Origin of the sequence: Synechococcus sp. PCC 7335 (genome assembly GCF_000155595.1) — a bacterium.
Taxonomy (GTDB): domain Bacteria; phylum Cyanobacteriota; class Cyanobacteriia; order Phormidesmidales; family Phormidesmidaceae; genus Phormidesmis.
The window spans coordinates 4232580-4244553 of sequence record NZ_DS989904.1 but is presented as its reverse complement, the minus strand read 5'-3'; the positions used below and the strand labels follow the sequence as shown (position 1 = coordinate 4244553).

7 protein-coding genes are annotated in these 11974 nt (G+C 46.6%); 5 read left to right on the top strand and 2 right to left on the bottom strand.

Annotated features, from left to right (window positions below):
- The first annotated feature begins 540 nt into the window (after positions 1-540).
- Together S7335_RS17795 and S7335_RS17790 are read left to right on the top strand one after the other, a co-directional pair.
- Positions 541-3348, top strand: coding sequence for a GAF domain-containing hybrid sensor histidine kinase/response regulator (locus S7335_RS17795; protein WP_006456164.1), 2808 nt, complete (start codon positions 541-543; stop codon positions 3346-3348).
- 306 nt (positions 3349-3654) lie between these two features.
- On the top strand, positions 3655-4320 hold the full coding sequence (locus tag S7335_RS17790; protein ID WP_083785103.1) for a M23 family metallopeptidase: 666 nt from the start codon (positions 3655-3657) through the stop codon (positions 4318-4320).
- Between the two features lie 186 nt (positions 4321-4506).
- On the opposite strand, the gene ftsH is transcribed toward S7335_RS17790, so the two are convergent.
- Positions 4507-6513, bottom strand: coding sequence for an ATP-dependent zinc metalloprotease FtsH (ftsH, locus tag S7335_RS17785; protein WP_006453460.1), 2007 nt, complete (start codon positions 6511-6513; stop codon positions 4507-4509).
- A 214-nt stretch (positions 6514-6727) separates the two neighbouring features.
- On the opposite strand from ftsH, the gene rpsD reads away from it, so the two are divergent.
- Positions 6728-7336: a 30S ribosomal protein S4 gene (gene rpsD / locus S7335_RS17780; protein ID WP_006454078.1), complete on the top strand. Its 609-nt coding sequence runs from the start codon at positions 6728-6730 to the stop codon at positions 7334-7336.
- 108 nt (positions 7337-7444) lie between these two features.
- Here rpsD and moaA read toward each other — a convergent pair whose 3' ends face one another.
- Positions 7445-8449 (bottom strand): GTP 3',8-cyclase MoaA, encoded by a 1005-nt coding sequence (gene moaA / locus S7335_RS17775; protein WP_006455028.1) that lies wholly within the window; start codon positions 8447-8449, stop codon positions 7445-7447.
- A 224-nt stretch (positions 8450-8673) separates the two neighbouring features.
- Between moaA and cbiD the strand changes: the two genes are divergently transcribed.
- Positions 8674-9786: a cobalt-precorrin-5B (C(1))-methyltransferase CbiD gene (cbiD, locus tag S7335_RS17770; protein WP_006455780.1), complete on the top strand. Its 1113-nt coding sequence runs from the start codon at positions 8674-8676 to the stop codon at positions 9784-9786.
- Positions 9787-10308: 522 nt separating this feature from the next.
- The gene (gene guaA, locus S7335_RS17765) at positions 10309-11937 is read left to right on the top strand and encodes a glutamine-hydrolyzing GMP synthase (protein WP_006453935.1); all 1629 of its coding nucleotides are present in this window, start codon (positions 10309-10311) and stop codon (positions 11935-11937) included.
- Positions 11938-11974: the final 37 nt, after the last annotated feature.

Genomic DNA, 11974 nt, shown 5'->3' with positions numbered 1-11974 from the left:
CTAGGAAATAACACAGATTATAGATAAACTCGCGTTATTCTTCTGGCAAGTACCAAGCTAAGGCTCTAATAAAAGTTCAAACTAATAAAAATTCAAACTAATAAAAGTCTCTAGCTAACAGGCGTCTACAGCTAAACTGTTGAATAGGTCTACTCAAACACCATCTTTATCACTTCATTTTGGTTGGCTTTTGTACTTTAATCTTTTTTATTTTAGGAATATAAAGCAAAACTTTTTTCGTACTTCAGAACACGCTTCATACTTGCATACAACATTTGAATGCTGTTAGGAAAAGATTTTATCGATCAAAAGGCTTTTGACTGCACAGCAGTACTCCTGTCTACTGGCGACTGTCCGGCTATTTGCGTCCATATACTAAGCTGACGATAAATTCCAGTTCTTTTGAGGCTCACCTCTTATAGCTATCAGTCTGCGGTTCTCTATTGGTCTCGGTTCGATCACAGTCTTGATACCGCTTCCTCCCATCTTTACATTGTGCTTATTTCGTTTTGCACATGCTCTCTGGTTGCTCCTTAAGTAATGCAAACTCCCTACTCTTCCATTGCTAATCAGAAGTTTTCTGTCAGGGCCTATCTGCGCCTGAGAGAATCTTTGATTAACCAAGGACATTTCTTTGAGTCGGTGACAACGCCTGAGTCGGTGACACCGACCCAGGTTGCTAAGCATATTGTCGTCAATTCACATGAGCAGGCTTCGCGGTCAGGTCAAGCGCAGGCAGGCAAGACAGACAACAGTAGTTTTGTCGCTGATCTTCAACGTACAGACTTTGTTCTGATGCGATCGCCGACTCTAAACGTGCTGCTAACTGCTACGCCGCTGGTTTCTTCAGCCCCAAATAATAATAGTGACGCAAATGCCTCTATTCATCACCTAGCAGATGGCAACGCCTCTAGTAGTGTATCTAATGCCGCTATAGAGCAAGCTCATCTTCCAAATGATGCTTATCACGCTTCGTTAAATTCACTACCCTTGTCGCAACGGCAGTCTAATATTCACCATGCTCCGTATGATGATCATACCCTGTTGTTTCAAGCGTCTTTTTCAAACCCTAAGGCCGAAAGCGAACAGTTAGAACCCGCAGCCAAACTTCATAATTCGAACTTTCATACTGCAAAAGATAGCTCGCCAAAGGCTAACCGATACCTTGTCAATCTCACCCTCGACAGCACCATAATTGAGGAACTTATGACGAAACTACAGCCTGGCTCCACAGCTAAAATTGCTCAGTCTCAAACCGTTCAACATAAAACCGCTCAACATAAAATCAGCTTCCAACATACGGACAATTCTCATCTTCTCGAAGAGAAAAACTCCAAACGTCCATTGCAAGAAACCTTTTTCCTATCATGGGCAAAGGATCTTGCGACTTCACCAGAAGGTGATCGTCAAACAGAACGACCCACTACCCTCAAAAATGAGATTGAGCAAAGTTTGCTGCTCAATCAGGTAATCAATCACATTCGCCACAGTCTAGATTTATCGTCCATTCTAGAAACGACGGTAGCTCAGGTTCGTGAGTTTTTGTCTGCCGATAGGTTAGTGCTCTACCAGTTCAATTCTACAGATGACTCTAAAGCCGCCGTACAACCTAGATCTAGTCATCAGCCTATAGCTAAGACCATCCCAAGACTGGCTGAATTGGACAGCCTAAACCCTCTAGCTAGTCGCCTGATCAAATCCACAGACGAATATGCTTCTCAGCGTTCGGAGCCTACTAACCAGGTAGGTAGTGGTCAAACTAGCGACGATGTTATTGGCCAGCAGTCGCACATGGGACAAGTAACCTACGAGTCTAGGCGCTCAGAAGAAATCTCTTCTGTCTTAAATTTTGCCGAAGAAAGCTGCTTTTACTCTACTCCACCTAACTATTTACGCTATTTGGCGGGTCAGCCTATTGCTGTCGATAATGTGGATGAAAAGTATGCAAACGAAAGCTGTTTACTCGATTTCTTGCATCAGGCGCACGTTAAGTCCAAGATTATTGTCCCCATTCTTGTTAAAGAGCAGCTATGGGGACTGCTGATTGTCCATCAGTGTAGAGACTATCGCCACTGGCAAGAAACAGAAACTGTCTTTTTGCAGCATATTGCTGAGCACCTAGCAGTTGCAATCGAGCAAGCCTCTTTATATGAACAGCTACAACAGCAAAAAGTAAGTTTAGAAAGCTGTGTCATAGAGCGTACCCAGAGCTTGCGGGATGCATTATCTGCCGCTACCGCCGCTGATCGCACTAAAGTAGAGTTTCTCTCGACCATGAGCCACGAGCTCCGTACTCCTTTGACCTATATCATCGGTATGTCAGCAACGTTATTACGATGGTCCTTTGGGGAGCTGAGCGAACGTCAGCGTAGCTATCTAGAGACAATCAATCGCAGCGGTGAGCACCTCCTAACGGTTATCAACGATATCTTGGAATTTGCCAAGGTAGAGTCGGGGCGATCGCTACTTAACGTCAGCAACTTCCCTCTATCTAATCTAGTGCGCTCAGTGGCTACTCGATATCAAGAGGATGCGAAAAATCATGATGTGTCTTTGAGTGTCGACTGTGTTCTCAGTCCTGAGGTTGAAAACTTTCGTGCTGATTCCAAGCGAATAGAGCAGATCCTTTCCAACTTAGTTAACAACGCCATTAAGTTCACGCCTGCTGGCGGAGAGATAACTCTGCGGGTACAAAAAGAGTTAGATAGTATTCTGCTTCAGGTAGAAGATACGGGCATTGGGATTCCTGAGTCACAACAAAAGTTCATGTTTGAGAAGTTTAAGCAGCTAGAATCTCCCTTCCAGCGCCAGTATGCAGGAACAGGACTAGGATTAGCGATGACCAAGCACTTGGTTGAACTGCACAATGGCACCATTCAGGTGATATCGACGGTTGGCAAAGGATCTACTTTTATAGTGAGCTTGCCAATACAGTCACAGCCAACCTCGGATAGTCGCTACCATGTGCCTTCTACTCTAGATCGAATTACCAAGCCAGTCGTACTTTTGCTAGAGACTGAAGAAAACAGCGCTGTTATTATCTGCGAGCTATTAACAGCAGATGGCTATGAAGTGATTTGGCTAACGCCCGTTGACGGTATCGCGACTCAAATAGCACTTTTGAAACCTGCACTGCTAATTGCTGATCTGTCGCTCTTCAGCCATCAACAAGCCAAGATTAAAGAGATAGAACAATCGATTATGGCCGCAGGCACTAGAGTATTAGCTCTGCTGAGTCAATCAGCATCTCAGTCTTCGCACATCGCTCATCACGACACTTTAGATAAACCGATCGATCCTAAACAGCTAATCAAAAAAACTAGACAGCTGACATCCACTGCTGTGTAGGTGGACACGTGTAGATCTAGACACTGGTTCTACTGACTAAAAATAGCACTGTATCTAATCCTACCATCTGATTAGATGACTCATCAGCTTTTCTTAATCAGTATGCAAAAGTTGCATTGATAATACTTATGTAGATGGTAGCATTTCCTATTACGCCGAATGTTTCGGGTACATTAACATTAGAAGCTAAGCCCGATGAACCCTATAACTTCAGTCTTTTGACAGAGTGATTGCAGTGTTGGAAGTATGATTTCTTTCAGTGTAAATACATAGGTTCTATGTCCCGTACAACCCATTGTTCTTTGTATGAAGCGACACTTCCTTGCCTCTCTATGCTCAAACTGGAGACCGTTTTCCGGTAGATGGCTTTCTGTGCAGCGATTTTCTCGCCGACGAAAAGCTATCTTAAGTAGTTTGCTACTAGCTATTGGAGTGTTACTAGCTGGTGCAGGTGAACTAGTACCCCAGACTTTAAGGCAAGCAGCCGTAGCTGTTCCGGATGCTCAAATCGCTAGAGCGAGTGAGCCCTGGCAAATTGCGTCTTTTCCAGTTGAAAACTTTCAGGCCTACACTTCTCCCTACGGCTATAGGGATTCTGGTTTTCACTACGGTATCGATATCGCCGCCCCAACTGGAAGCTATATTCGCAACTGGTGGGAAGGCCATGTAGTAGAAGTGTCCGACGATAGCGCTTGTGGAACATCAGTTGTGATCAGTTCGGGCGATTGGACTCATATATATTGTCATATGCAAGGCTATGTGAAAAAAGAACGAGGGCGCAAAGTCTTTTTAGACGGTCCAGGAGGTGTGCGGCTAGTAGAAGGGCAGCAACTATACACAGGCGATCGCATCGGTAGAGTAGGTATGACCGGTCGAACTACGGGGCCACACCTTCACTGGGGAATGCGCTATCAAGATGATTGGGTAGACCCGGGTTTAGTCTTGCAAGCAATGGCTGATGGTCAACGGTAGGGATTCATCAGCTCGCTACTCGCTAAGTTGTCCAAGTTGTCTCTATGACATCTTTGTTAAGCGTCACCTAATGACTTTGCTAAGCAAGCCCTACACTTTCAACCAGAGTTCTTATAGCAGGACCGATAATAGATCTCTAATACCAGACCTCTACAGGACTAACCTCTGCAGAGGTCTTATTCAGTGCTAGCCAATCTTAACTTCCTCCTTTTGAGGAAGCGTAATGTATTCGCTGACGATGTCTCGAAACTCATCGCCCTCTAGCGTTTCCTTCTCAATTAGGATATCCACTAGCCGATCGACTAATACTCGGTTATCACTGATGATCTTTCTAGCCTTATCTAGGCATTCTTGAGAAATCTCTCTCATCCTATCGTCGATTTCAGCAGCTAACTCGTCAGAATATTCTTCGCCACCACCCATAATGTCGGTGCGCACTGCTGCTTTTGAGTCATCTTTAGGTGATAGAGCTGCCATTCCATAGTTAGTTACCATATCTTTGACTAGCTTGCTGACATAGCGAATGTCACTAGAGGCTCCAGAAGTGACTTCTGCTTCCCCGAAGATAACTTCTTCAGCAGCCCGGCCTCCAAGTGACATCACCAGATCATCAATAATCTCACCGTAGGATCTTAGAAACTCGCTATCTAATCGATCTTCTTGAACAGCGAAGCTGGCAAAACCACCAATACCCCCAGAGCGTGGAATGATGGTTACTTTGTTGAGCAATCCACCGTACTTGCTAAGAGAGCCGATAAGGGCATGGCCGACCTCGTGATAAGCCAGTAGTCTTTTTTTCTTACTGTCCATCAGCGGATTAAGGCTTAGTCCAATGGTAAGTCGGTCAATTGCATCATTGACTTCGAGCATCGTGACGGCATCTTTGCGCCGCCTAGCCGTAAGAATCGCAGCTTCGTTGAGAAGATTTGCCAGCTGAGCACCCGAAAATCCAGTGGTTCGGCGGGCGATCGCATCCATCTCTACGTCTTCAGCAATTTTCTTATCGCGCGCATGTACTTCCAATATGCCCAGTCGGCCTTTAAGTCCTGGCAAATCGACGGCTACTTGCCGATCAAAACGACCTGGACGCAGTAGAGCAGAGTCCAAAACATCAGGCCGGTTAGTCGCCGCAATCACAATGATGCCACTATTGCCTTCAAAGCCATCCATTTCGGTGAGCAACTGGTTCAGCGTTTGCTCTCGCTCGTCATTGCCGCCACCGATGCCAGTTCCTCTTTGACGGCCTACCGCATCAATTTCATCAATAAAGACAATACAGGGCGCATTCTCTTTAGCCTTTTTAAACAGATCACGTACCCGAGAAGCACCTACGCCCACAAACATTTCAACAAATTCTGATCCAGAGATGCTGAAAAAAGGTGTCCCCGCTTCGCCCGCGATCGCCTTGGCAAGGAGCGTCTTACCTGTCCCTGGTGGACCCACTAGCAAAACACCTTTGGGGATGCGAGCACCAATCGCTGTAAATCGCTCAGGATTTTTCAGAAACGTCACCACTTCCTGTAACTCTTCTTTCGCCTCATTGATGCCAGCAACGTCTTCAAAGGTCACACCAGTTTTTGCTTCCATCTGAAATCTAGCTTTTGAGCGGCCAAAGCTCATAGCCCCCCCGCCAGAGCTAGCAGAGCGTCTCAGCAGCATAAGCATGGCAAACACTACCAACATCGCTACGATACCCGTAGTTACCAGGCTGGTCACTGCACTACTGTCGGTGTTGCGAGTAACCTCCCAGGCAACGTCATTCGCGTTCAACCTGTCTTGCAGATCCAGGTTACGATCATTCCTAAAGACCTTGACTTCTAAAGGTTCTGCTTCTGCTTCTGCGGCTTTTAGCTGAACTCTAGCAATCCCATTAATCTGATCAAGTTCAACTGATTCCACTTCGCCATTGTCAATCTTGTTGAGAAGCTCTCCGTACTCTAGCGTCTCTTCCTCTTCCTCCTCGGACCTTACAGAAGGCAGCTGCGCCATCAGCTCACTGGGCATATCAGTGGTTCGGGGAAGCGCTTGTGCAACCGCAGGCGTTTGGCTAGAAGTACCTCCGATCAGCATGGCCGCTGCCAGTAGACTAGCTGAGAATGAGCCTATTGCCCGCTTCGTAGCTTTTTTACAGCCAACTTTTCTAGTGATGACAATCTGAGAGGAAGTCTTAAGGCGAAGGAAATTTTGCTGCATAGGGGCTGCACTAGAACGATAAAAACGCTAAGGACAAACGCTAGGTAGAACCATAGGCATAACTGCGCCCTAGTCTAACCTTTTAAACTAGGAACTGACCGCAAAAAAGACTTTACATAAAGGGTCCACTGACTGTAATTACTTGATTAACTGGTTTCTTTACAGCATTTTTCAGGTATAGTGAGAGATCTGCAAACATACTTTTGGAGACAAGATGTCCCGATATAGAGGTCCTCGCCTAAGAGTGGTACGCCGCTTAGGCGACCTGCCGGGTTTAACCCGCAAATCGGCTCGGAAAGCGTATCCCCCTGGACAACATGGCCAAGCTCGGAAAAAGAAATCTGAGTATGCCATTCGTCTAGAAGAGAAGCAAAAGCTTCGTTTCAACTATGGTGTTACCGAGCGCCAGCTTCTTCGCTATGTGAAGAAGGCCCGTAGAGCAGGAGGCTCCACCGGACAAGTTATCCTACAGCAGCTAGAGATGCGTTTAGATAACACTATCTTTCGTTTGGGTATGGGACCTACCATTCCCGCTGCTCGTCAGGTTGTCAATCATGGTCATATTACGGTCAATGGCCGTGTGGTTAGTATTCCCAGTTATCAGTGCCGTCCTGGTGATGTTATCGGGGTGCGGGGTAAGGAAGCTTCTAAAAAGTTAGTAACCGCTAACCTAGAGTTTCCTGGTTTAGCTAATATCCCAACTCATTTAGATTTTGATAAGGGCAAGCTAGAAGCAAAGGTCACTGGTGTGATCGAACGCGAATGGATTGCTTTGAACATTAATGAGCTGCTAGTGGTCGAGTACTATTCTCGTCAGGCCTAGACAGCTCGCTGGAACGGAAGTTTTTCCGTTGTCTATTGCAAAGCTCTTGGGTTGTTTAACCCAGGAGCTCTTTTGTTTAATAGGTTTGTTTAGTAGGGAAGTAGACTACTACCCACCGATTTGAGACATGGTGCGGCTGTAGGCTCCGGTGACGCCAGATTCACGCATTTTGAAGTTGATCTCTGGTTTTTGATTGACTAGTACCGCTACTTGCTCGCGTATCTCGGCAAGCGAGATGCCATTGCGTAAGCGAGTACGCAGATCGATTTGGCCATTCTCGTTGAGTAAGCAAGGGCGCAAGAGACCATCGGCGGAAAGGCGCATACGGTTACATCTATCGCAAAAGCATTCTGACATTTGACTGATAAACCCGATGGTTCCTTTCGCACCCGGAATCTGAAATACGTCTGCTGGGCCGTTTCCTTTGACACTGCTGGTCTCAATTCCCCAGCGATCGCGTATCTGGAGGCGAATCGATTCACTATCAATCCAACCTTTGCTGCCAAACAAAGTGTCGTTGCCAATAGGCATAAATTCAATGAAGCGAACGTGCCATTCTTGCTCGATAGAGAGCGCAGCTAACTCTAGCACTTCGTGATCGTTAATCCCAGGAATGACAACGACGTTGAGTTTGAGCGGCGAGAAGCCAACTTGATGGGCGGTTTGGATACCTTGCCAGACATCGTGCCAACGCGATCGCCCTTTTCCTCCGATTATCTGCTCAAAGGTTTGGGCATTGAGCGAATCGAGGCTAATGTTGATGCGCCGTAAGCCTGCCTCATAGAGCGGTTGGGCGAGCTTGCTGAGCAAGAAACCATTCGTGGTGATAGCGAGATCTTCGGTCTGAGGAAGCTGAGTGATTGCTCGTACTAGGTCCACAATTTCAGGCCGTAGCAGGGGCTCTCCTCCGGTCAGCCGAAACCGAGTAAAGCCTAATGGAATAAACACGCCACGCAAGAGCTGTAAGATCTCATCTTGGCTTAGCCAATGCTCTTTGAGAGCGTACTGCAAATCAACGCCTTCAGGCATACAGTAGACACACTGAAAATTGCATCGGTCGACTAGGCTGATGCGTAGATAGTCAATCGCATTTGGTGGATTAGGTAAGCTCATTAGAAGAAGTCATCACAACGGGGCTAATCACAACGGGGCTAATCACGATGGGGCTAATCACGATGGGGCTAATCACAACGGAGTTAAGAGCAGGGCAAAGAGAACAGCGCTTGCTTTCTATACTCCACTATCTATTAGGTAGTTAGTAGGTAGAGGGGACTATCTAGGTAAACTTAACAAGATAGATGACACGATAGAACGACTGATATAGATAGAGAAGAGTCGTGACGACAAAAAGTACCCAAGCTAGAAGCGGCTATACGTTGCCAGTGTTTGCTTGTGCAGGCGCGATCGCCTCCCTCCATCAGCTTATCTACGCTAGCGCATTACCCACTGCTTCTTTCAACCTACTCAATCCCAACGAAACGGTTGAGATACCTATTGAGCAGTCAGCCTTGCTCTCTAAAACTGCTGCCCTCGCTATCACACGTAGCGATCCTGGCGATAATTTAGATCTGACTCGTCATACACCTGTCTGGTCTGTGGTAAGTTGGGCCGAACGGGATCAGACAGAACAAATTCTGTTGGAAGGTGGAGAGGGTATCGGCTACCATGCCCAGGGCGATGCAATCTACGCCTACGCTCGTAAGCTAATTCATACGCATCTATCGGCGAAGCTAAAGAGTACTCAAAAAATTAGGGTGACAATCATTCTGCCTGAAGGTCGCCGGTTAGCCTTACGAACTTCTAATGCAGCCTTTGGCGTAGTTGATGGTTTGTCGCTTCTGGGAACTGGCGGGATCGCTCAGCCCTTGAGCGCACCAGAGCAGCTAACGGCCTATAGAAAGAGACTTCGACAAAAAGCAGCCGTCTATCAAGACCTAGTCTTTTGTTTGGGTGAAAACGGTCTAGACCTAGCGCTGAGGCACGGTGTCGATGCGCAAAGGCGATTAAAGACGGCAAATTGGCTAGGACCGCTGCTCGTCGAAGCTGGTGAATTAGGGGTGCGTTCCATTTTGCTGTTCGGCTATCACGGCAAGCTCATAAAACTAGCAGGCGGAATTTTTCATACGCATCACCATATTGCTGATGCTCGTCAAGAGATTATGGCCGCTTGTTGTATTCAAGCAAGACTCAATACTTCTGTGATACAGCAGGTGCTGGCTAGCTCAACAGTGGAGGCAGCGCTACAAATCTTGAGAGAATTGGATCACGTAGATAAAGAGAATCGAGTAGAGAAGGTGTATGAGCAAATGGCAGAACGGATTGATACGAGATCGACCGCTTACATTCAAACCCATACAGAACGGACTGTTCAAGTCGGCAGCATACTTTTTGATCGGCAAAGACAGATTATCGTTAAAAGCAAGATCGCTCAGTTTTTGTTAGCTAACTAGCCCTTTTAGGGGGCTATTAGTTTGTTACTCTAAATTAGGAAGTAGAATACTATATCCGTATCCTTTCAACGTCAGTCGCCTATTGCCTTCAGAATTAGGATAATTATCAAGTTTGCTAGTAAAACCACTGAGTTTGCCAGCAAAACCACTAATTAGCAAGCTGGTACGCAAAGCGACTGCCAACCTGACCGACACACTGAACAGGTTTTATAAGTTCGATTATTTTGATGATAGTCGCCAACTCAATCTCAGCTTAGCCCCTCTAATCACTCTCTAGTACCTTCAGAAGTTTGAGATAAAAATTTGCGTTCGTGTTTTGGTGTAGTTGACCTACTGATGCTTAGCATTATTAGTAAGTAGAACCCGTAACTTCGACTTCATAACCGTCGATGTCATAACCATTGATTTCATAACCAAAGTGTCTTAGTTCTTTGGTTTGTCTTTACAATCTTTTTTCAAAGAGCAAGTGGTGGATTCCCACCAGCGCCGTCAGGCATACAAACTAAACCCGAAGGATTGATTGTGACTTCTCAAACTCCAGTCTCATTAGCCCACACTACCGACTCTTTAGTCACTGTTGAATCCTCTAAGCTCAATCGTCAGATGCTAGCGATTCTAGATTTCGGCTCACAATACTCTGAGCTGATTGCTCGCCGCATTCGCGAAACAGAAGTGTATTCAGAAGTGCTCTCTTATCGCACCAGTGCTGAGCAGCTTCGTCAGCTAAACCCTAAAGGAATCATTCTCTCGGGTGGACCTAATTCGGTCTACGATAAAGGTGCTCCGGCCTGCGATCCTGAAATTTGGAATTTGGGAATTCCAGTACTAGGGGTGTGCTACGGAATGCAGTTGATGGTGCAGCAGCTTGGCGGACAGGTCGAGCGGGTGGAGCGTGGCGAGTACGGCAAGGCCTCACTGTTAGTTGATGCAGGTACTGACATTCTGAAGAACGTGGCCGACGCTTCAACGATGTGGATGAGTCATGCTGACTCAGTCACGCGGCTACCAGAAGGATTTGAGGTACTTGCTCATACGGTGAATACGCCTCAAGCGGCGATCGCCAACCACCAAAAGAAATTCTATGGCGTCCAGTTTCATCCAGAGGTCGTTCACTCTACCGAAGGCAGCACCCTGATTCGTAATTTTGTCTACGATATCTGTCAGTGCGAACCCACCTGGACTACCGAAGCTTTTGTCGAAGAGGCTATCCGAGAGGTGCGCGCAAAAGTGGGAGATCAGCGAGTCCTATTGGCCCTATCTGGAGGGGTGGACTCTTCTACGTTAGCCTTTCTGCTGCACAAAGCGATTGGTGAACAGCTGACCTGCATGTTTATCGATCAAGGTTTCATGCGTAAGCGTGAGCCTGAGCGCTTGATCGAAATTTTTAATAATAGATTTCATATCAACGTGGAGTATATCGACGCTAGGGACAGATTTCTAGCCAAGATCAAGGGAGTCACTGACCCAGAAGAAAAGCGTAAAATTATTGGCCACGAGTTCATTCAAGTCTTTGAAGAAGAATCGACTCGGCTTGGACCTTTTGACTATCTAGCGCAAGGAACGCTCTATCCTGACGTAATTGAATCTGCTGATACCAATGTCGATCCGAGTACGGGAGAGCGAGTTGCCGTCAAGATCAAAAGTCATCACAACGTCGGTGGGTTGCCAGAAGATCTAAGATTCAAGCTGATCGAACCACTGCGAAAACTCTTTAAAGATGAAGTGCGCAAAGTTGGAACTGCGGTGAACCTACCCGAAGACATCGTTCGACGACATCCCTTTCCTGGCCCCGGTTTAGCAATTCGTATCCTGGGCGAAGTGACAGCTGAGCGTCTTCATATCCTCAGAGAAGCTGACTATATCATCCGACAAGAGATTCGTCGTAGCGATAGCTATCATGATTTCTGGCAGGCATTCGGCGTTTTATTACCGGTGCGTAGCGTTGGGGTTATGGGCGATCAGCGTACCTATGCTTACCCAATTGTGCTGCGCTTAGTCAGTAGTGAAGATGGGATGACAGCCGATTGGTCACGAGCACCTTATGAGCTACTAGAAAATATTTCCAACCGGGTAGTCAATGAAGTGGAGGGCGTTAATCGAGTGGTTTACGATATTACGTCCAAGCCACCTGGCACGATTGAATGGGAGTAAGAACGGACCTTTAAAGAACTGACCTCTAGAGGGTAAC

What these genes read in the sequence shown, in the direction of transcription:
- S7335_RS17795 (WP_006456164.1), top strand. Translation starts at nt 541, where the DNA reads ATGCAAACTCCCTACTCTTCCATTGCTAATCAGAAGTTTTCTGTCAGG.
- S7335_RS17790 (WP_083785103.1), top strand. Translation starts at nt 3,655, where the DNA reads ATGAAGCGACACTTCCTTGCCTCTCTATGCTCAAACTGGAGACCGTTT.
- ftsH (WP_006453460.1), bottom strand. Translation starts at nt 6,513, where the DNA reads ATGCAGCAAAATTTCCTTCGCCTTAAGACTTCCTCTCAGATTGTCATC.
- rpsD (WP_006454078.1), top strand. Translation starts at nt 6,728, where the DNA reads ATGTCCCGATATAGAGGTCCTCGCCTAAGAGTGGTACGCCGCTTAGGC.
- moaA (WP_006455028.1), bottom strand. Translation starts at nt 8,449, where the DNA reads ATGAGCTTACCTAATCCACCAAATGCGATTGACTATCTACGCATCAGC.